Source organism: Cellulomonas sp. URHB0016, from assembly GCF_054057935.1.
Window position 1 is genome coordinate 2022214 of sequence record NZ_JBSRZU010000001.1, and the last position, 20133, is coordinate 2042346.

The following is a 20133-nucleotide window of genomic DNA, read 5'->3' on the forward strand; positions in this document are numbered from 1 at the left end:
AAAGGTAGTCGGTCGGTCCGGGCGGGGTCTGCCCCTCGACGAGGGACAAGACCGTCGCTCACAGCAGCTCCGCGTCCCGGACGAGCAGCGCGATCTGCGTCCGGTTCTCGAGCCCGAGCTTGAGCAGGATGCTCGACACGTGAGACTTGACGGTCGGCACCGTGAGATACAGGTCGCGGCCGACCTCCGCGTTCGACGAGCCCCGACCGATGGCGAGGACCACGTCCCGCTCCCGCGCGGTGAGCCGACCGAGCACGGCCCGCGCGTCCTCGCGGGCACCGCCCGTCCGCGCGGTGGTGTCCATGAGCCGCCGGGCGACCCGCGGCGAGAGGACCGGCTCCCCCGCGGCGGCCGCGTGCACCGCCTCGACGATGCGCGCCGGCGGCGTGTCCTTGAGCAGGTACCCGCTGGCCCCGGCGGCCATGGCCCCGTCGATCTCGTCGCCCGTGTCGAAGGTGGTGAGCACGACGACGGCGGGCGGTCTCGGCCGGGCGCGCACCGCCCGGGTCGCCGTGATGCCGTCGACCCCGGGCATCCGCAGGTCCATGAGCACCACGTCCGCCGTGTGCGCGTCGAGGACGCCGGGCACCTGATCTCCGTCGGCGGCCTGCCCGACGACCGCGATGCCGTCCGCACCGTCGAGCATCAGGGCGAGCCCGGCCCGGACCAGCGGGTCGTCGTCCACCAGCACCACCCGGACAGTCGGGCCGGTGGCCGTGCCGGTCATCGGGGCACCGGGACCGACGCGGTGAGCACGAACCCGTCGTCCGTGTGCCCCGCGTCCAGGTGACCGCCGAGCAGCTCGACACGCTCGGCGAGCCCGACGAGCCCGGTCCCGGACCCGTCACCCCGACGGTCACCCTGCCGGTCGTCCTGCTGGTCCACCTGCCTGACCCGGCGGCCGCCCCGGTCCGCGACCCGCACCTCGACCGAGTCGACCGACCGTGTGACGTCGATCCGCACGTGGCTGCCCGGGGCGTGCCGCCGCGCGTTCGTCAGGCCCTCCTGGCACGCCCGGTACACCGCGAGACCGACGGCCGGCGGCAGGTCGAGCTCGTCGGGCGCGGTCAGCGACACGTCCGTGCCTGCCTGCCGGGACTGCTCCACGAGCCCGAGGAGGTCGCCGACGCCGGGGACGGGCCGCAGCTCGTCGGGCCCGGACCGCAGCACGCCGATGACCTCGCGCAGCTCGACGAGCGCCTCCCCCGCGCTGGCGCGCACCACCCCGGCCGCCTGCGCGACCTGCGCCGGCGTGAGGTCCGGCCGGTACTCGAGCGCCCCCGCGGTCGTGGCGAGCAGGGAGAGCCGGTGCGCGAGGGTGTCGTGCATCTCCCGGGCGATCCGGGTGCGCTCGGCGAGCCGGGCCTCCTCGACCCGCCGGCCCTGCTCCCGCTCGGCGCGCACGGCCCGCTCCCGCCAGGCCGCGACCAGCTCGGCGCGGGTGCGGGCGTAGGCGCCCCAGCCGAGGAGCGCCGCGTTCACGGAGACGTCGCAGAGCAGCCACCAGCCCATCGGCATCCCCGGCGGCCGCCACAGGCCCTGCACGGCGTGCCCCACGATGCTCGCGGCAGCCACCGGCCAGGCGACCCGCACGGGGTGCAGCCGCCCTGCGGCGAGCGTGCCGGCGGTCGCCGACGGCGTGGCCGCCGGGCTGAGCGCCGCCAGCGCGCCGAGCAGCAGGCCCGCGAGCAGCGGTCGGTCGCGGACCAGGAGAAGCGTGCCGAGCGACAGCACCCCGGCGGCGACGTCCACCCCCGCGGGGACCGACGACGCTCCCTGCGTCACGGCCGTCCACGTGGCGAGGCCGGTGAGGAGCGCGAGCCCCACGAGCGCCGGGGCGACGCTCGCGAGCGACACCCGGGTCGCCTGTCCGGGTGGGCACGCGGTGCTGGTCGGCCTCATGGGGCGAGCCTAGGAACGCCGGGCGACCGGGTCGACCGACCTTGGGAGGGGGTGGGAGCGGCGTGCGGGCCCGGTGTCAGCCCCGACCAGGGCGTCGCCGGTGGACCTCCCGCCCGTTCCCCGGGCGCCCGTGACCGTTCCGTCCGGCCGGAGCGGCGGCTATGCTCTCTCCGTGAGAACGCGTGGGAGCGCTCTCGCACGACCACAAGTCGCGTCGGCCCCAGGCGCGTGGCCGGCAGCAGTGCCGACGCGCGCGTACGCGGGGTCCCGGCGCTGGCATTCCGAGCACTCGAGAGGCAAGTCCATGCGGTTCGGCCACTTCGACGACGACGCACGCGAGTACGTCATCACGACGCCCCACACGCCCTACCCGTGGATCAACTACCTCGGCAACGAGCAGTTCTTCTCCCTCGTCTCGCACCAGGCCGGCGGCTACTCGTTCTACCGCGACGCCAAGATGCGCCGCCTCACGCGGTACCGCTACAACAACATCCCCGCCGACGCGGGCGGCCGCTACTTCTACGTGCACGACGGCGGCGACGTGTGGACCCCGTCGTGGCTGCCGGTCAAGGCCGAGCTCGACCACTTCGAGGCCCGGCACGGCCTCGGCTACTCGCGGATCACGGGTGAGCGCGGCGGCCTGTCCGTCGAGACGCTCTACTTCGTGCCGCTCGGTGAGAACGCCGAGGTGCAGAAGGTCACGCTGACCAACACCTCGGACGCCGCCAAGACGGTCACGCTGTTCTCGTTCGCCGAGTTCTGCCTGTGGAACGCGCAGGACGACCAGACGAACTACCAGCGCAACCTGTCGATCGGCGAGGTCGAGGTCGAGCAGGAGTCGCCGCACGGTTCCGCGATCTACCACAAGACCGAGTACCGCGAGCGCCGCGACCACTACGCCGTGTACGGCGTGAACACGCAGGCCGACGGCTTCGACACCGACCGCGACACGTTCGTCGGGGCGTACAACGGCCTGGGCGAGGCGGCCGTGCCGCGCGCCGGGGTGTCGTCGAACTCGGTGGCCTCGGGCTGGTACCCGATCGGCTCGCACTCGGTGAACGTCACGCTCGAGCCGGGCGAGTCGCGCTCCCTCACGTACGTCCTGGGGTACATCGAGAACCCGGACGACGAGAAGTGGGCCGACGACGCCCACCAGGTCATCAACAAGGCCCCGGCGCACGCGCTGCTGGGCCGGTTCGCGACGACCGAGCAGACGGACGCGGCGTTCGAGGCGCTCCGCGCCTACTGGACGAACCTGCTCTCGACGTACTCGGTGACGTCGGACGACGAGAAGCTCGACCGGATGGTCAACATCTGGAACCAGTACCAGTGCATGGTCACGTTCAACATGTCCCGGTCGGCGTCGTTCTTCGAGACGGGCATCGGCCGCGGGATGGGCTTCCGCGACTCCAACCAGGACCTGCTCGGCTTCGTGCACCTCATCCCCGAGCGGGCGCGCGAGCGGATCATCGACATCGCGTCGACCCAGTTCGCCGACGGCTCCGCGTACCACCAGTACCAGCCGCTGACGAAGCGCGGGAACAACGACATCGGCTCCGGCTTCAACGACGACCCGCTGTGGCTCATCGCCGGCGTGGCGGCGTACATCAAGGAGACGGGCGACTTCTCGATCCTCGACGAGCAGGTGCCGTTCGACAACGAGCCCGGCTCCGAGGTCTCGCTGTTCGAGCACCTCACGCGCTCCTTCCAGTTCACGGTCGACAACCGTGGCCCGCACGGCCTGCCGCTCATCGGCCGCGCCGACTGGAACGACTGCCTCAACCTGAACTGCTTCTCGACGACCCCGGGCGAGTCCTTCCAGACCACCGAGAACCAGTCGGGCGGCGCCGCGGAGTCCGTCTTCATCGCCGCGCAGTTCGTCCTGTACGGCGCCGAGTACGCCGAGCTCGCGTCGCGGCGTGGCCTCGACGACGTGGCGGTGCAGGCCCGCAAGTACGTCGACGAGGTCCGCCAGGCCGTCCTCGAGCACGGCTGGGACGGCGAGTGGTTCCTGCGCGCGTACGACTACTACGGCAACCCCGTCGGCACCGACGCCAAGCCCGAGGGCAAGATCTGGATCGAGCCGCAGGGCTTCGCGACCATGGCCGGCATCGGCGTGGGCAGCGGGCACGACGACCTCGAGGCCCCCGCGATCAAGGCGCTCGACTCGGTGGGCGAGATGCTCGGCACGCCGCACGGCCTGGTGCTCCAGTACCCGGCGTACACGACGTACCAGATCGAGCTCGGCGAGGTCTCCACGTACCCGCCCGGGTACAAGGAGAACGGCGGCATCTTCTGCCACAACAACCCGTGGGTCATCATCGGCGAGACCGTCGTGGGCCGCGGTGACCGCGCGTTCGACTACTACAAGCGGATCACCCCGGCGTACCGCGAGGAGATCTCCGACACGCACAAGCTCGAGCCGTACGTGTACGCGCAGATGATCGCGGGCAAGGAGGCGTCGCGCGCCGGCGAGGCCAAGAACTCGTGGCTGACCGGCACGGCGGCGTGGAACTTCGTCGCGGTGTCCCAGTACCTGCTCGGCGTCCGGCCGGACTACGACGGCCTCGTCGTCGACCCGCAGATCGGCCCGGACGTCCCGTCGTTCACGGTCACGCGCGTGGCTCGTGGGGCCACGTACGAGATCCACGTGACCAACTCGGGCGCCCGTGGCGCCCGCGGGTCGCTGACGGTCGACGGCAATGCCGTCGAGGGCAACCACGTCCCCTACGCGCCCGCCGGCTCGACCGTGCGCGTCGAGGTCACCGTCTGACCCTCCGGGGTCGGACGAGGTCGCCGGTCATGACTGCTCTCCAGGATGTCGAAGCGCTTCCCTTCCTCGCCGCCCGCGGGGCGCAGGAGCGCGTGCTGACGCTGCGCAGCTCGTCGTGGGAGCTCGACGTGGTGCCCGGGACCGGCGCGGCCATCGCGGCAGGTCGCATCCTCACGCCCGACGGGCTGTGGCGCGACCTGCTGCGGCCCACCCGGCGGACCGGGCTGGGCGAGGCCGAGAAGTGCGCCAGCTTCCCGATGGTTCCGTGGTCCAACCGCATCCGCGACGGCCTGCTCGCGTTCGCGGGGCGGACCTGGCAGCTGCAGCGCAACGGCGCCGACGGCACCGCCATCCACGGCGCCTCCCGCAACCATGCCTGGGACGTCGTGGAGCGGGCCGACGACCGCATGGTCCTCGAGCTCGACACGTCCGAGCTGGTCGGCATCAACTTCCCCTGGAAGTTCCGCGCCCGGATCACGTACGCGGTGACCGGCAACCGCCTGACCGTCGGCACGTCGCTGCGCAACATCGACCGCGAGCCGTTCCCCGCCGGGTTCGGGCACCACCCCTACCTGCAGCGCTCCCTGCTGCCGGTCGGCTCGACGGCCCCGTCGGAGCCCGGCAACCCTCTCCTCGAGGTGCCCCTGCGGCGCGGCTACTCGCTCGTCGACGCCATGGCCCACGGCCCCGCGGGCGAGATCCCGGCACGGGCGGACTTCCGCGACGGACGCCCGCTCGGGGCCAAGTTCGTCGACGACGTGCTCACCGGCTGGGACCCGGGCGCACCGATCCGTGTCGCCTACGAGGACGCCGGCGTGGACGTCGACGTGCACGCCGACCCGATCTACTCGCACCTCGTCATCTACGCGCCCCGCCGCCGGTCGCACTTCGCGCTGGAGCCGGTGACGAACGTGAACGGCGGCTTCGCCCTGCACGCGCACGGCGTGCCCGGGACGGGCGTGTTCGTCCTGGAGCCGGGCGAGGAGCAGTCGGGCGCGTTCACGATGACCGTCCGGGCCTGACGCCTGCACACCTTCCTCTTGACCGACCAGGACCCCACCGCCGGGCCGGATCCCGTCCGTCAGAGGTCGAGGGTCAGGGTGGCGCCCCAGTCGTGGGTGCGGGCACGCCGGAAGCCGACGCGCTCGTAGAACGCGATCGCGCCGGTGTTGCGGGCGTCCACGCCCAGGTGCAGGCCGGTCACGCCACGCTCGCGCAACGCGGCCGACAAGGTCTCGATGAGACGGCGGCCCCACCCCCGGCCCTGCGCCCGGGGCAGCAGGTCGATGTGCATGTGCGCCGGGTGCGTGTCGTACAGGGCGTCGTCGGTGGGCGACCAGTCGTGGATCCGGTCGATGAGCACGTGGTCCTCGGTGCCGTCGCCGGGGTCGTCGATGCGTGGGTGCTGCGTCCGCAGGGTCGGCCACCAGTGCTCGTCGAGCCACTGCTCGAACCCGAACGTGTCCGCCGTGGCGACGACGTACCCGACCACCCCGAGCTCGTCGACGACGACGAACGTGAGGCCCGGGTCCGCCACGGGGTAGGCGCCGGCATACAGGTGCGGCAGCAGGTCGGGATTGCGGTACAGGGCCGTCGCATCGCCGCCGGCCGCCCCCGTGAGCAGGCAGATCCGGTAGATCGCGCCCAGGTCGGACGGGTGGAACGGGCGGAGCGCTGCAGGCATGGATCGAGGTTGGCACATCGTCCCGGACAGGCCACCGCGATCTCGGTACCGGCTTCGCCGGGTGCGCGGTGCCGGGTATGCTGTCGGGGCCGACCAGGGCACCTCGTGCCTCTGGGATCGGCATGCGGGTGTAGTTCAATGGCAGAACATCAGCTTCCCAAGCTGATAGCGCGGGTTCGATTCCCGTCACCCGCTCCCCGGCTGCACCACAGTTCAGAGTGCGTTTTGGGCCCGACTGGCGTCGCTCTGGAGAGACACACCACAAGCCCCCGTGCCGAGCAGGTGCAGCGCGGTCGCTGGCTGGCCATGCGCCTGGCAGTCCCACGTGGCGTCGACTGGACGCTCGTCTGCGCCGTCGAGCAGGTCCACGCACCGATCACGGACCACTTCCGGAGTCTGCCGGAACGCCAACCCCGAGAACTCCGAGTTCAGGTGGTCCTCGATCTCGGGGTCCTCGGCACGGGCTGCGGCTCGCAGCACCAACGCGAGGCCGTCGCGGTCGTGCCGAGCCAGCAGTGCCTCAGCCGTGGCGCAGATGACCCACGTGTTGTCCTGGCCGAGCAGGAGCGACATGAGTGCGCCCGAGGCTCGCGCAAGGTCGGGCGCGGTCGCCAGCTCTCGGCCCGCACGGGCACGTTCCGCGTAGTCGGGGACGAGGGATCTGATTTCACAGTCGCGACGCTGTCACTCACCAGGACTGTCGGTGGACGAACGGCCGCGGGGCTCGACACAACGCCGCGCGGCCCTGACCAGGACGCCGTGCCGAGCCAAGGCCCACCGCGATCGAAGCACAGAGATCCCGGCCGCAATCCGCACGGCCCCCGAAGGCTCACCGGATTCCGTACAACCGCCGTACGATGGAGCCATGCCTTCAAAGACCGATCGCATCGAGGTACGCACCGACGCCGCGACCGGGGACCTCATCCGTCGCGGTGCTGACCTCGCGCACACCAGCACGTCCCAGTTCGTCGTCGACGCCGCACGTGACCGCGCGGAGGCGCTCGTGGCCCGGGCCGACGTGACGCTGATGCCTGCTGCGCAGTTCGACGCCCTGATGGCGTCGCTCGACCACCCCACACCTATGCCGGTGCTGCGTCGCGCGGCCGAGCGCCCTCGGCGGTTCAAGGCGTGAGTGACCTGCTGCACTCGCAGCGGCTGACCTCAGCGCACGACCTGTCGGAGTTCGACTGCGGCAACGACTCGATGGACGACTGGCTCCGGCGATCGGCGCTCCGCGCACAGGAGCAGGGCACCGCCGCCGTCCACGTCTGGACCGAGATCACCTCCCCGGTGGTGCTCGCCTACCACGCGACCTCGGCCACGCAGGTCGTCCGGAGCGACGTGACGGGCGGTCTGGCCGGTGGCAACGCCGTCGTCCCGGCGTACCTGTTGGCGCGCCTCGCTCTCGACCGGTCACTGCAGAGGCAGGGGCTCGGATCCGAGCTGCTGCTCGACGCGCTCACCCACATCTGCTGGGCCGCGCGCTATGCCGCCGGGCGGCTGGTCGTCGTCGACCCGATCGACGAGCGTGCGCGCGACTTCTACGCCCGCCACGACGTCCAGGCCGTCGCCGGCAGCCAGCGGATGTTCGCGAAGCTCGCGTCCGTCCGCCGCGCCATCGGATTCGACGAGACCCAGTAGCCACTGCACCCGAGGTCGACCGGACACGCAGGTCTCCGCACCGATCTCCTACCGTCACGTGAGGACCGATGTTCCAGTTCGAGCTCCGCCCGGTGGCGGACGTGGCGCCGTGGGGCGCCGATGAGACGATGTGGCACTGGTTCGCGCTCACCGACGGCTGGTACTGGATCGACGTGCAGGGCCGCGAGCTCCTGCGGTACCGCGACGGGGCCGTCCGCCGCTGGGACCTGGCGCGGCCGTACCCGGACTACTACGTCGCCCGCTTCTGGGAGGATCTGCTTCAGTTGCGCGCCGCGTGGCGCGAGCCGGTGCCCGACGACCTCGTGCCGTTCGTCGACGGCACGTTCCCGCGCCGCGAGTTCCCGGAGGCCTCCCTCGATGACGCGGCAGAGGCCGCGGTCGAGGCCGCCTTCCGGCTGGAGGGCAACCACAGGATGGACCTCGGGTACCTGACAGCGGCGCCGGTCCTGACGAGCTGGCGACACGTCGTCGAGGGCATGGACGTGGTGACGCTCCGCCAGCAGGCGACCGTGGCCAGCCGGGAGATGTTCGAGGGACCGGCGCGGCTCGACGTCACGCTGCCGACACAGGAGCTCTTCGATGCCGTCGCGGACGTCGACCGCCGCCTCCATGCGGCGATGGAGGAGCGCGTGACCGCACTGGAACGCACGGGACCGCCCCCGGGCATCGCGCTGGACGTGCAGGGCCTTCGCGCCGAGCACGCACAGCGCAGCCGGTGGCTCGCCGAAGGTCTGGCAGCCACGCGTCACGTCGACTGGGCCCAGGTCCGCGCCGGGGTGGCGACGATCTCGTCGTGGCCCGTCGTCGACGACTGACGGTGCAGCACCCTGAGACGTCAGGACACCAGGGTCGGGTACACGCGGACGTTCCCGTCGGGCTGGGCGAGCTGGGACGCGGCGTTGTAGCCCCAGCAGTACAGCAGGCTGCTGGTGTCGATGCCGCAGGCGTAGGCGGCCCCGGCGGCCACCTGGTTCCAGGGGCCCTCTCCCGCGAGCCTGGTCGGGGTGGAGGTGTTGTTCTGCTGCCCGTTCCCGATGCCGCCGCTGAGGCCGTAGCCCCAGCAGTAGCGCGAGCCGACGGTGGTGAGGGCGCAGGTGGGGCCGTGCACGTCGTCGCCCACGCTGACCGATCCCCACAGCAGGTTCGTGCCGACCGCGGTCGGGAGCGTGCGCCCGGTGTGGTCCCCGGTGCCGAGCCCGCCGGTCGAGTTGTCGCCCCAGCAGAAGAGGTAGCTGTCGGTCCGGACGGCGCAGGTCATGTCCGAGCCCGCGGAGATCGACGACCAGGGGGGCTCCCCGACGATCCGGATGGGGGCCGAGCGGTTCGACGAGCCGTTGAGGCCGAGCTGACCGAGGTGGTTGCGGCCCCAGCAGTAACGGGTGCCGTCGGTCTTGAGCGCGCAGGAGTGGTAGTAGCCGACGGTCACGGAGGACCAGTTGGCCTGGCTGCCGACCTGCGTCGGCAGGTTGCGGTCCCCGGTGTCACCGACCCCGAGCTGGCCGTAGGCGTTGGCACCCCAGCAGAAGAGGCGGTGGTCGTCCTTCACCGCGCAGCTGTGGTCGGCGCTGGTGGCGATCTGGAGCCAGGCCCCCTCGCCGACCCACCGGATCGGGGACCGGCGGGCGGTGTTGTCGCCGATGCCGAGCTGGCCGCTGACGTTCTGGCCCCAGCAGTAGCGGGTGCCGTCGGTCTTGAGGGCGCAGGTGTAGTACGCGCCTGTGCTGACCGAGGCCCAGTTCGCCTGGGTCCCCACCTGCCGGGGGGTCGGCTCGTAGGAGCTGGACCCCACACCGAGCTCGCCGGAGACTCCGTGGCCCCAGCAGAACAGGGCGTGGTCGCTGCGGACGGCGCAGGTGTGCTCGTTGTTGGCGCTCACCTGGAGCCAGGTGCTCGCCGCCCAGGCGGGGCCGGGCGTCGCGACGACCGCGGCGACGGTCGCGGCGAGCACCGAGGCGACGGCGGCGAGCCGGGCCGACACTCGATGCCAGCGGGGACGATCCGCTCCTGACCGGTGGGACATCGGGCCTCCTGTGCCGGGGGTGGACGCGCGTGCCGGGCCTCACCGCACGGCCCACCGTAGGGGTCCCCGTCGGCGCGCACATCGGTCCGCGACCTGCGGAAACGCTTAGGTCCGGCTGTCCGGGCGGACCGGCACCGACCACGCGGTCGGTGCCGACGAGGACGGCCGGCCCGGGGCTGCGGTCCGTGGCCCGGCGGACGGACCGGCGACCCGTCCGCACGTACCCGTTGCTCTCGGCGCGCCACGGACGGACACTGGCCCGATCACCGGTCGGAGGTCACCATGCGCACCCGTCCCGCACCCAGCATTCCCGACGCCCTGCCCGAGCTGCGGCCAGGTCGGCACCGGCGCCCCGAGCAGGGTGGCTGCCTGATGGAGTGGACGAGCGTGCTCGCGGGCGAGCGCTGGAGCGACCACCCCACCTGCACCCACCCGCTGCTGGCGCATCTCGCGCGGTCGGTGAACGACCTCGTCGACGACGGCGGCCGCGCCGGCCTGACCCGCCTCGTGCCGGACCTCGTCGGCACCACGAGCGACGACCCGGCCTGGGCCCTGGAGATCGCCGACGTCGCCGCCCGGCACGCCCTGCCCGTCGCCCGCGCCGAGGACGCCAAGGTGCTGGCGGTGGCGCTCATCACGATCGACCGGCTCCTCGAGCCGTCCGACGGTCGCCCGCCCGGGAAGCGCCGCCGGACGACGGTCGACGCGCTCGCCCGGGTGCCGATGGACGCCAGGTGGGCGGAGCGGTTCACCAGGGAGATGGGCCGCCCCCGGCGGACGCGCGACCTGCCGCGCGGTGTCGTCGACGTGGCGCTCGCCTCCGTTGCCATGGGCCCGTCGTGCGACGCGGACCTGGTCGCGATGCTCGTCGACGCCGTCGCCACGTGCCGCGCGATGCTCCCACCGCGTGCGGACGTGGAGACCGTGCCGGCGGCCTGGCGCACCCTCGCCGACGCGACCGCCGGCTGACGGCCGCGGCCGTCGACGCAGCTCGGCCGGCCCCTGGTCGGGGCGCGTTGACGGGCGTCCGGCACGCGACAACACTCCGAGACATGCACCCCGGCCCGGGCGACGGCGCCCCATGACCCCCCGCGACGACTACCGGGACCCCCTCGCGGCCGCCCTGCACCGGGGCCTCGGCTGGCTCGACCAGCTGCCCGAACGGCCGATCCCGCCCGGGACCGACGGGGAGGCGGTGAAGGACGCCCTCGGCCGGGAGCTCCCCCGGTCGGGGCAGGACGCGCGCGAGATCGTCGAGCGGCTCGCGGACGCCGTGGAGCCGGGCCTGCTCGCCAGCCAGTCGCCCCGGTTCTACGGGTGGGTGATCGGCGGCACGTACCCGGTGGCGCTCGCGGCGGACTGGCTGACCGGCGCCTGGGACCAGAACGGCGGCATGCGGTACTCGAGCCCGAGCACCACGGCCGTCGAGGACCTCGCCGCCGAGTGGCTCCTGGACCTGCTGGGGCTGCCCGCGCACTCGGGGGTCGGGTTCGTGACGGGCGCGACGACGGCGAACTTCGTCGGACTGGCAGCGGGCCGCGAGCACGTGCTCGCGAAGGCCGGCTGGGACGTGAACGCGGACGGGCTGGCCGGCGCGCCGCGGGTCCGGGTGCTCGCGGGCGCGGAGCGGCACGGGTCGGTGGACCTTGCGCTGCGGTACCTCGGACTGGGCGCCGCCACGATCGTGCCCGCCGACGAGCAGGGGCGCATCGTCGTGGACGCGCTCGCCGACGAGCTGGCCGCGGGTGGCGGGCCGACGATCGTCTGCCTGCAGGCGGGCAACGTGCACTCGGGCGCGTTCGACGACGTCGGCGCGGCCGCCGCCGTCGCGCACGAGGCCGGTGCCTGGGTGCACGTGGACGGGGCGTTCGGGCTGTGGGCCGCCGCGTCGCCGCGCCTGCGGCACCTCATGGACGGGTACGAGCGGGCCGACTCGTGGGCGACGGACGCGCACAAGACGCTCAACGTGCCGTACGACTGCGGGGTCGCCATCGTCGCGTCGCCGCAGGACGCCCGCACCGCGCTCGGCCTGCGGGCCGCCTACCTGGTGGCCGCGGAGGGGGCGAGCGACCCGCACGACATGGCCCCCGAGATGTCGCGCCGGTCCCGCGGGGTGCCGGTCTGGGCGGTGCTCGCCTGGCTGGGGCGCGACGGCGTCGCGGCACTGGTCGACCGGCTCGCCGACGGTGCGGCGGCTCTCGCGCGCGGGCTCGCCGACGTGCCCGGCGCCGAGGTGGTCAACGACGTCGTCTACACCCAGGTGTGCGTGGCGTTCACCGAAGACGCGACGACGGCCGCGGTGTCGGCGGCGCTGCGCGACGAGGGCGTCGCCTTCGCCTACCCGTCGCGGTGGCGCGGGCGGGACGTGGTGCGGTTCTCCGTGAGCAACTGGGCCACGGGTCCCGACGAGGTGGCGGCCACGCTGGACGCGGTCCGCCGGGCGGTCACGGCGACGGCCTGACCGCCGTTCCTCGCAGGTCGGTGCCGGAGGGTGCCGTGCGGGCCGACCTCAGCCGTGCGAGCGCTGGGTGGGCACCTCGTTGAGGGGCCGCTGCCCGGACATGACGTGGCCGGCGACGACGAGCGTCTCGGTCTCGCCGAGGAACGGGTTCGCCGACGTGAACGCCGCCTCGACGGCGTCTGCGGTGAGGGTGCTGCTGGTGTCCACGGGGTGCCTCCTCGGTCTGCGGCCATCCGTCCTCTTACATCGGCCGCCCGGCACCCTGGTAAGTCATTCGTGCACGACGGATTCGGACACCGACGGCCGCAACGCTGTGACCTGCTCGGTTGCCCCCACCCGCGGACGGCCCCGCCGGGCGCGTCTCACTCCGGCGACTGCGTGTACGGCTTCGCCGGCCAGTACGCCCACTCCTCGAAGCGCACGGCACGACCGTCGGCACCGAAGTCGATCACCCACAGGTCGCGGTACTCCTGCGGCCGCTCGCCGCCGTAGCGGACCTCGACGCGGACCACGGCGGAGTGGCCTTCGACGGCGACCGGCGACGCCGTCATCTCGAAGGGCGTGTCGTCGACCCAGAAGTCCCGGATCGCCGCCAGACCCTGCAGCGGCGGCTCGTCGTACGGGCTGCGCAGGTAGCACGCGTCGTCGGCGAAGAGGCGGCCGACGGCGTCGGTGTCCTGCTCACGCCACGAACGCTCGTACTCGGCCACCCAGGCCATGACCGCGCTGCGGTCCATCTCGCACCTCCGGCTCGTCGCCTCGTCGGCCCGTGCTCCGCGCGGAGGGGCCGTCCGCGTCCGAGTGTGGCCCGGCCGCCCGGACACGGCATCCGACGGCACCCGTGCGTCGGTCGCACCCGCCGGCGCGTCCGCGGCACCCGGTACGGACGAGCAGGCCGTCCAGCGCGCCGACCTGCGCGCCCGCGCGTGTCATGAGCCACACTCTCCCGTGTGACCGACCTGCTCTCGTCGCCCCGGCCGCGTGCGGACGCGTCGCCGGCCGACGCCGGGCCCGTGCACGCACCGGACTGGTCCTGGCTCACCGACCCGGCGGACGAGCCGACGCCCGCCGACCTCGCACGCGCCCGCGACGCCACCGACCTGCTGCTCGCCGAGCACGGCGTCACGTACGGCACGGACGAGCCCGACGGCGCGCGCCCGTGGCTCCTCGACCCGACGCCGGTGATCGTCGACGAGCCCGAGTGGCTGCGCCTCGACGTCGCCCTCGTGCAGCGCGCGGAGCTGCTCGACGCGGTGCTGCAGGACGTGTACGGCGCCCGCCGGCTGCTCACGGACGAGCTGCTCCCCCCGACCGCCGTGCTCAGCCATCCCGGCTTTTTGCGGGCGGTCGACGGCCTGCGGATGCCGGGCGGCCGTGAGCTCGTGCTGACGGCCACCGACCTGGTGCGGGACACCGACGGCGCGTGGTGCGCGGTCGGTGACCGCACGCAGGCACCGTCCGGCGCGGGGTACGCGATGGAGGACCGGCGCGTCGTCGCCCAGGTGATGGCCGGCGTGTACCGGCAGGCGCCCATCCAGCGGCTCGGGCCGTTCTTCCAGGCGGTGCGTCTCGCGCTGCGGGACGTCGCGCCCGGCGGGGTGGAGCAGCCGCACGTGGTCCTGCTGACGTCCGGACCGGCGTCGGAGACGGCGTTCGACCAGGCATACCTCGCCTCGATGCTCGGCCTGCCGCTCGTCGAGGGGACGGACCTCGTGGTGCGCGAGGGCCGCGTCTGGATGCGAGGGCTCGACGGGCTCGAGCGCGTCGACGTGATCCTGCGCCGCGTCGACGCCGAGTGGTGCGACCCGCTGGACCTGCGGACCGGCTCCCGGCTCGGCGTCCCCGGGCTGGTGCGGGCGGTCCGCCACGGCAACGTCAGCATCGTCAACCCGCTGGGATCGTCCGTGCTGGAGAGCCCGGCGCTCCTGCCGTACCTGCCGCGGCTGGCGCGGACGGTGCTGGACCAGGACCTCGCACTCCCGTCCGCGCCGACGTGGTGGTGCGGCGACGACACGTCCCGGCAGCACGTGCTCACCCGGATGTCGGACCTCGTGCTCATCCCGACCACCCGGGGGACGGGTGCGGGCGCGGTGCTGGGCTGGACGCTGAGCCGCCGGGAGCGCGAGGAGCTCGCCGCCACCATCGAGACGGAGCCCTGGGCGTGGGTCGGCCAGGAGGCGCTCGGCCCGGCCGGACCGGTCGTCGACGACGCCACCGTGAGCCTCGGCAGCGAGCAGCCGGCCCCGACCCCGACCCCGGGCTCCGGTCCACGGGCGGCCGTGCTCCGCACCTACGCCGTGGCGCGCGGCTCGTCGTACACCGTGATGGCCGGTGGGCTGGCGCGGGTCGCGGACGACCACGTCGTCTCGTCGGCGACGGGCGCGACCGCCAAGGACGTGTGGGTGCTCGCGGCCCACACCGACGCCGAGGCGCCCACGCCGCCCGACGAGACGCCGGTCACGCTCGTGAGCACGCGTCGGCCCGCCACCGGCATCTCCCCACGGACCGCCGAGAACCTGTACTGGATGGGCCGGTACGCCGAGCGCGCCGAGGACCAGGTGCGGGTGCTGCGCGTCGTCGTGGACCGCTGGGACGACTTCCACCGGCGCCCTGCCACCGTCGGCGGCCGTGCGCTGACGGTGCTCATCGAGGCGCTCACGACCGACGTGGACCCCGAGCGCCCGGACCGGGACGAGCACCACGCGTCGCTGTTCGGGGACCACCCGCGTACCGCGAGCGACGGCACCCCGGCGTTCCGGGCGCTCGTCCTCGACCCGGCGACGCCGGGGACCGTCGCCCGGTCGGTGCGCCGGCTCGCGAGCGCCGCGGCGGCCGTGCGCGACCAGCTCTCGACCGACACCTTCATCCCGCTCGCGCGCATCGAGCGGGCCCTGCGCGACGAGCGCAGCCGGTCCCGGACCCGGTCGAGGTCGGGCGACCGGCTCGACCTGGGGGGCGCCACCGACGCCCAGACCGTCACCGTCGGCCTGCGCCCCGCGCTCGACCGCGTGCTCGAAGGGCTGCTCGCCGTGGCGGGGATCAGCGCGGAAGGGCTGGTCCGGGACGTCGGGTGGCAGTTCCTCGACGCCGGACGGCGCGTGGAGCGGGCGCAGCACCTCGTCGAGAGCCTGCTCGCCACGCTGGTGGACCGGCGGCCCCGGGGGGTGGAGCGGCTCGTCGTCGAGTCCGTGCTGCTCACCCAGGAGTCGGCCATCACGTTCCGCCGGCGGTACCAGTCCGACGGCGGCGTGGCCGAGGCGCTCGACCTGCTCCTGCTCGACCCGTCGAACCCCCGGTCGCTGACGTACCAGGTGGCGCGGCTGCAGGAGGACCTGGCGGCCGTCCCCGGTCGGGCGCCCCAGCACCTGCTGTCCGACGTGGTCGACCTGCTCGTGGAGCTCGACCCGGTCGTCGCCGCGTCGACCATGTCCGACGACGGGCGACGCACGCGCCTCGCCGAGACGCTGGACTCGATCCTGTGGCGCCTGCGGTCGGCCTCCGACGAGGTCGAGCGCGTGCACTTCGTCCGGCCGGTGCCGAGCCGCCCGCTCGAGGACGCGTGGGACGGATGAGCCGCTCCTACGACCTCGTGCACCGGACCACGTACGAGTACCGGCAGCCCGTCACGGACTCCTACGGCCGGACCACGACCACGCCGCGCGACCTGCCCGGGCAGACCGTGCACGCGACCGCGGTCGAGGTGGATCCCGAGCCCGCCGACACCGCGACGTTCGTGGACTACTTCGGCAACCGGACCACGTTCTTCGGGGTCACCACCCCGCACACGAGGCTCGTCGTGACGTCCCGGTCCTCGGTGGAGGTCTCGCGCGTGGCGCCCGACCCGGACACCCTGCCGACGGTGCCCTGGGAGGACGTCGCGCGCGCCGTCGCCGAGGGTGCGCTGGAGGTGGCGGCCGTCGACGACCGGGCGCTCGTGGGGCTGCGCGAGGCGGTGCTGCCGTCCGCGCACGTCCGCCTCGGCGACGAGGTCCGCGCCTGGGCCGCGCCGACCTTCACCCCGGGCAGGCCGCTCGCCGCCGTCCTCGTCGACCTCGTGCACCGCATCCGGACCGAGCTCACGTACCGGTCGGGGTCCACCACCGTGCACACCACCCAGACCCAGCTGCTGGCACAGGGCGCCGGGGTGTGCCAGGACTTCGCGCACCTCATGATCGCCGCGCTGCGGCTGCACGGGCTGCCGGCCCGGTACACCAGCGGGTACATCGAGACCCGGCCGCCGGCCGGGCGGGAGAAGCTGAGGGGCGCCGACGCGTCGCACGCGTGGGTCTCCGCCTGGCTGCCGGGCGCCGGCTGGGTCGAGTGCGACCCGACGAACGACCAGCTCGTCGACGACCGGTACGTGCTGCTCGGGTGGGGTCGTGACTACGGCGACGTACCGCCGCTGCGGGGCGTGATCTTCACGGAGGGCCCGGGGGCGCACCCGACGGTCTCCGTGGACCTCGTGCCTGCCGGGTCGGTCCCCTTCGACTGACGGCGGGCCCCGAGACCCGCCCGGTCACAGCGCGATGTTCGACGCCCGCTCGCGCAGCTCCTCGGGCGGCACGAGGAAGCCGCCGCTGTCCACGACAGCACCCCCGGCCGCCCGCCACAGCGCCGCGGCCGCCCGGGCGATCCCCGGGCTGACCCGCTGGCGGGCGATCACGTGCAGCGGGGAGGGCTGGTCCATCGTCAGCTCCTCGGGCGAGGTCGGCTGCCACACCACGTGGTAGGCCCACGGCCCGTACTCGCGCCAGTCGAGCGTCGACAGCACCATCGGCACGTCGACCGACCGGGCACCGCGCACCGAGACCGCGCCGTCGTACTCGAACACCGCCGTGATGGAGAACGTCCCCTCGGCGGCCTGGGCCTGGCTCGGCACCTCACCCGCGCCGATCCGGGCGCCGTGCAGCGCCGGGCGGACCAGCGGGACGACCTCGTGCGCGGACATCGGCACGGCGGACCACACGGTCAGGTCGACGGCCGCACCGGGATCCGGCAGGACGGTCCGGCTCCGGTCCGCCGGCAGGATCGCGCCACCGGCGCGACGCGCGGCGGCAACGAGCCAGCCGGTGACGAGGTCGAGCGCGGCGCCGTGGATCGGGACGCGGGGGTCGGTGGGCACGAGGGCGTAGGCGTCGACGTCACGCTGGCCGAGGCCGAGCACCCGGGCGGTGCCCGGGTCGAGGGGGACGGGCCCTTCGAGGGCGGCGACGGCGTCGATCCCGAGCAGGCCTGCCGCGGCGGCCGCGGGCTGGGCGGCCATGCCGCGGAACCGGGCGCCGGTCATCCGCCCGCCCGCAGCGGCCCGGACCGGGAGCCGGGACCACGCGGCGTCCGGGAACCAGGCGGCGGCGAGCGCGAGGACGTCCGTCCCGTGCGGCACCACGAGCACGTGCCGGTCGGCGAGCCCCTGCGGCAACGCGACGTCAGCCAGGTTCATGGCCGCGGACGGTACACACGGATTGATGCGGGCATGTTTCGGCCCGGCGTGGCGTCCGGCGAGTCGCTGATGACCTGCGGTGACAGCGGTCATCCACAGGCTTCACCCGCTCCGCACACGGGTGTGGACGAACCCTGTGGACAACGTCCGGCGACGCGGAACCGGTGCTCAGCCGACGCGCCGCGCTGCGTGCTGCAGGGCTGCCCGGACCGTGCGTTCGGACGCACCGTATCTGGCCGCCCACGCCAAGGAGTCGAGGGCGAACCAGACGCGCAGCAGGTCCAGGCGGGCGTGGTCGGCAGGGCCGCGCCGCGCAGCGGGCGGCAGGAGCCTGGCCGCTCCTGCCTCGAGCCGGCCGAGCAGGGTCCAGTCCAGCAGAGGATCACCCAGCCAGGCCTCGCCCCAGTCGACGACGCGCCGGACGCCTGCCTCGTCGACGAGCACGTTGCCTGCGTGGAGGTCCATGTACAGCAACGTCCGTGGCACGTCGAGGTCGTCGACGAGGTGGCTGTGGAGGCGGTCGTGCAGGCGGGCGACGAGCTCCGGGTCCCACCAGGCAGGCAGGTCGGCAGGCGGTGCCGTCAGAAGTGCCCGCAGTGCCTCCGCCCACGTCCGGTGCGGTGCGCCCGTGGGGTGGAGCAGGCCGAATCCGGGCACGTCGGACACGTCAGCGGAATGGATGGCGCCGAGCACCTCGGTGGTGACCGCCGGGGGCAGGTCCCCGTCGTGCGGCGCGCCGGCGTCGCTGCTGACCGCGACGGTTGCCCCGGTGGCCAGGGTGAGCACGTCGAGCAGCTCGGGAGTGCGGACCGTACGCCCCCAGCGCGTCCAGACCTCGCGGTCGCGCAGGAACCTCGTCGGCTCGTCCGCGAGGCGGGCGACCAGCACCTGCGTGCCCACGCGATAGCGGAACGCGCGACAGAACGACCCGAGGCCCAGCGGGGTCAGGTCGACGTCCGCACCGTGGTGCGTACCGAGGAAGGCCCGCAGCTCGGCCTGCTCGAGCGACGCCATGAGCTCGATGCTGCCCCACGGTCCGCCGGACGCACAGTGTCGAGCGCGTCCACCGCCGCCGTGGCCCGCTCGGACCTCAGGCCTGCACGTCGTGCAGGTGGTGGACCACGTCGTGCAGGAAGTACTGGCCGAGCGTGCGGACCGTGAACACCGACCCGTTGGACCGACGGCCGGGGCGCTCCCACTGGTCGTGCCCGACCGCGTCGAACCGGTCCGCGATCACCTCCGAGGCGTCCACGAGCTCGTCGGCGACGACCCGCGGGTCCTGCAGGTCGTACCGGTCCTCGAGCGCCGTGGCGTCCTGGTCCCAGTTGGCGAACAGCGGGTCCTCCTCCTCGACCAGCAGCCGCAGCCGCTCGTCGAACACCCGCAGCACGTCACGCACGTGCGCGCCGTACTCCAGCGTGCTCCACGTGCCGGGCGCGGGCCGGTCGCGCGCGTCCTCGCGGTGCAGCGCCGAGACCCACCGCGGCGTGAGGTCGCGGACCGTGCCGCCGATCGCGCCGGGGTCCACGTCCGCGGCCGTGAAGCCGCACTCGGGGCACCGCTGGGACAGCACCCAGGTCCAGTCCTTGGTGTCGGGCTCGATGTCGGTGGCGGGAGTCTCGCTGGTCATGCCCGCACGCTAGACAAAGAATCCACCGGGCGACAGACGTGCCCACCGCCGTCGACCGTCGATCTCCCGCCGTCGGCGCACGGCGGACGGGCCGGTCAAACGGCTCAGACGGACGGCCCGGTCGGACGAGCCTGCTCGGACGGGCCCGTCAGAGCACGCCCGCGTCCTGCAGCGCCAGGTACTCCTCGTCGGTCAGGAGCCGGGAGCGCAGCAGGAACCGCACTCCCTCGGGTGCCTCGAGCGAGAACCCGGCACCGCGGCCGGGCACCACGTCGATCGTCAGGTGCGTGTGCTTCCAGTACTCGTACTGCGCCTTCGTCATCCACACCGGGACGAGGAAGCCGTCGCCGAGGTCGAGGTCGCCGAGGTGCTCGTCGACGTCCCCCGTGAGGAGCTCCCCCGCCGGGAAGCACATCGGCGACGACCCGTCGCAGCAGCCCCCCGACTGGTGGAACATCAGCTCGCCGTGCCGCTCCCGCAGGCGCCGCAGGAGGTCCGCCGCGGCGTCCGTGACCGCGACCCGGTCCGGCACGTCCATGGTCCCGACCTCCGTCCTGAGAG

General features: G+C 73.7%; 20 protein-coding genes and 1 tRNA gene. 10 read left to right on the plus strand and 11 right to left on the minus strand.

What is annotated here, in order from left to right:
- Positions 1 to 58 precede the first annotated feature (58 nt).
- A complete protein-coding gene (locus ACVW07_RS09320) occupies positions 59 to 727 on the minus strand; it encodes a response regulator (protein WP_456818970.1) in 669 nt (222 codons plus the stop codon).
- On the minus strand, positions 724 to 1902 hold the full coding sequence (locus ACVW07_RS09325) for a sensor histidine kinase (RefSeq protein ID WP_456818971.1): 1179 nt from the start codon (positions 1900 to 1902) through the stop codon (positions 724 to 726). Before ACVW07_RS09325 ends, ACVW07_RS09320 begins: the two co-directional genes overlap by 4 nt.
- Before the next feature lie 304 nt (positions 1903 to 2206).
- Between ACVW07_RS09325 and ACVW07_RS09330 the strand changes: the two genes are divergently transcribed.
- Both ACVW07_RS09330 and ACVW07_RS09335 read left to right on the plus strand, forming a co-directional pair.
- Positions 2207 to 4675 (plus strand): GH36-type glycosyl hydrolase domain-containing protein, encoded by a 2469-nt coding sequence (locus tag ACVW07_RS09330; protein WP_456818972.1) that lies wholly within the window; start codon positions 2207 to 2209, stop codon positions 4673 to 4675.
- A 29-nt stretch (positions 4676 to 4704) separates the two neighbouring features.
- The gene (locus ACVW07_RS09335; RefSeq protein ID WP_456818973.1) at positions 4705 to 5697 is read left to right on the plus strand and encodes an aldose epimerase family protein; all 993 of its coding nucleotides are present in this window, start codon (positions 4705 to 4707) and stop codon (positions 5695 to 5697) included.
- 59 nt (positions 5698 to 5756) lie between these two features.
- Here ACVW07_RS09335 and ACVW07_RS09340 read toward each other — a convergent pair whose 3' ends face one another.
- The gene (locus ACVW07_RS09340) at positions 5757 to 6359 is read right to left on the minus strand and encodes a GNAT family N-acetyltransferase (protein ID WP_456818974.1); all 603 of its coding nucleotides are present in this window, start codon (positions 6357 to 6359) and stop codon (positions 5757 to 5759) included.
- Between the two features lie 124 nt (positions 6360 to 6483).
- On the opposite strand from ACVW07_RS09340, the gene ACVW07_RS09345 reads away from it, so the two are divergent.
- Positions 6484 to 6554 (plus strand) — tRNA-Gly (locus ACVW07_RS09345).
- Positions 6555 to 6572: 18 nt separating this feature from the next.
- Here the strand turns inward: ACVW07_RS09345 and ACVW07_RS09350 are convergent.
- Positions 6573 to 6932, minus strand: a complete 360-nt coding sequence (locus ACVW07_RS09350) for a hypothetical protein (protein ID WP_456818975.1) — start codon at positions 6930 to 6932, stop codon at positions 6573 to 6575.
- A 292-nt stretch (positions 6933 to 7224) separates the two neighbouring features.
- Between ACVW07_RS09350 and ACVW07_RS09355 the strand changes: the two genes are divergently transcribed.
- The 3 genes from ACVW07_RS09355 (at position 7225) to ACVW07_RS09365 (ending at position 8836) form a co-directional block, all read left to right on the plus strand.
- Positions 7225 to 7491: a type II toxin-antitoxin system TacA family antitoxin gene (locus ACVW07_RS09355; protein WP_456818976.1), complete on the plus strand. Its 267-nt coding sequence runs from the start codon at positions 7225 to 7227 to the stop codon at positions 7489 to 7491.
- Positions 7488 to 8000: a GNAT family N-acetyltransferase gene (locus tag ACVW07_RS09360; RefSeq protein ID WP_456818977.1), complete on the plus strand. Its 513-nt coding sequence runs from the start codon at positions 7488 to 7490 to the stop codon at positions 7998 to 8000. Before ACVW07_RS09355 ends, ACVW07_RS09360 begins: the two co-directional genes overlap by 4 nt.
- Before the next feature lie 68 nt (positions 8001 to 8068).
- Positions 8069 to 8836 carry a DUF5984 family protein gene (locus ACVW07_RS09365; protein WP_456818978.1) on the plus strand — a complete coding sequence of 256 codons (768 nt, stop codon included), beginning with the start codon at positions 8069 to 8071 and terminating at the stop codon, positions 8834 to 8836.
- 20 nt (positions 8837 to 8856) lie between these two features.
- On the opposite strand, the gene ACVW07_RS09370 is transcribed toward ACVW07_RS09365, so the two are convergent.
- On the minus strand, positions 8857 to 10041 hold the full coding sequence (locus ACVW07_RS09370) for an RCC1 domain-containing protein (RefSeq protein WP_456818979.1): 1185 nt from the start codon (positions 10039 to 10041) through the stop codon (positions 8857 to 8859).
- Positions 10042 to 10323: 282 nt separating this feature from the next.
- On the opposite strand from ACVW07_RS09370, the gene ACVW07_RS09375 reads away from it, so the two are divergent.
- On the plus strand, positions 10324 to 11010 hold the full coding sequence (locus ACVW07_RS09375; protein WP_456818980.1) for a hypothetical protein: 687 nt from the start codon (positions 10324 to 10326) through the stop codon (positions 11008 to 11010).
- Between the two features lie 112 nt (positions 11011 to 11122).
- Complete coding sequence (locus tag ACVW07_RS09380; protein ID WP_456818981.1) at positions 11123 to 12502, plus strand: pyridoxal phosphate-dependent decarboxylase family protein; 1380 nt, start codon at positions 11123 to 11125, stop codon at positions 12500 to 12502.
- Between the two features lie 48 nt (positions 12503 to 12550).
- On the opposite strand, the gene ACVW07_RS09385 is transcribed toward ACVW07_RS09380, so the two are convergent.
- Together ACVW07_RS09385 and ACVW07_RS09390 are read right to left on the minus strand one after the other, a co-directional pair.
- Positions 12551 to 12709, minus strand: a complete 159-nt coding sequence (locus tag ACVW07_RS09385; RefSeq protein WP_456818982.1) for a hypothetical protein — start codon at positions 12707 to 12709, stop codon at positions 12551 to 12553.
- A 155-nt stretch (positions 12710 to 12864) separates the two neighbouring features.
- Complete coding sequence (locus ACVW07_RS09390) at positions 12865 to 13239, minus strand: YybH family protein (protein WP_456818983.1); 375 nt, start codon at positions 13237 to 13239, stop codon at positions 12865 to 12867.
- 213 nt (positions 13240 to 13452) lie between these two features.
- On the opposite strand from ACVW07_RS09390, the gene ACVW07_RS09395 reads away from it, so the two are divergent.
- Both ACVW07_RS09395 and ACVW07_RS09400 read left to right on the plus strand, forming a co-directional pair.
- A complete protein-coding gene (locus ACVW07_RS09395; protein ID WP_456818984.1) occupies positions 13453 to 16074 on the plus strand; it encodes a circularly permuted type 2 ATP-grasp protein in 2622 nt (873 codons plus the stop codon).
- Complete coding sequence (locus ACVW07_RS09400; protein WP_456818985.1) at positions 16071 to 16994, plus strand: transglutaminase family protein; 924 nt, start codon at positions 16071 to 16073, stop codon at positions 16992 to 16994. The genes ACVW07_RS09395 and ACVW07_RS09400 overlap by 4 nt, the downstream gene beginning before the upstream one ends.
- 24 nt (positions 16995 to 17018) lie before the next feature.
- Here the strand turns inward: ACVW07_RS09400 and ACVW07_RS09405 are convergent, their stop codons facing one another.
- The 4 genes from ACVW07_RS09405 to ACVW07_RS09420 all read right to left on the minus strand — a co-directional run bounded on the left by ACVW07_RS09405 (position 17019) and on the right by ACVW07_RS09420 (position 20110).
- Positions 17019 to 17942 carry a hypothetical protein gene (locus ACVW07_RS09405; RefSeq protein ID WP_456818986.1) on the minus strand — a complete coding sequence of 308 codons (924 nt, stop codon included), beginning with the start codon at positions 17940 to 17942 and terminating at the stop codon, positions 17019 to 17021.
- Positions 17943 to 18110: 168 nt separating this feature from the next.
- Entirely contained in the window at positions 18111 to 18956 is an 846-nt protein-coding gene (locus ACVW07_RS09410) for a phosphotransferase family protein (protein ID WP_456818987.1), read from the minus strand.
- 76 nt (positions 18957 to 19032) lie between these two features.
- Complete coding sequence (locus tag ACVW07_RS09415) at positions 19033 to 19572, minus strand: DinB family protein (protein ID WP_456818988.1); 540 nt, start codon at positions 19570 to 19572, stop codon at positions 19033 to 19035.
- Between the two features lie 148 nt (positions 19573 to 19720).
- Positions 19721 to 20110: a DUF779 domain-containing protein gene (locus ACVW07_RS09420; RefSeq protein WP_456818989.1), complete on the minus strand. Its 390-nt coding sequence runs from the start codon at positions 20108 to 20110 to the stop codon at positions 19721 to 19723.
- Positions 20111 to 20133: the final 23 nt, after the last annotated feature.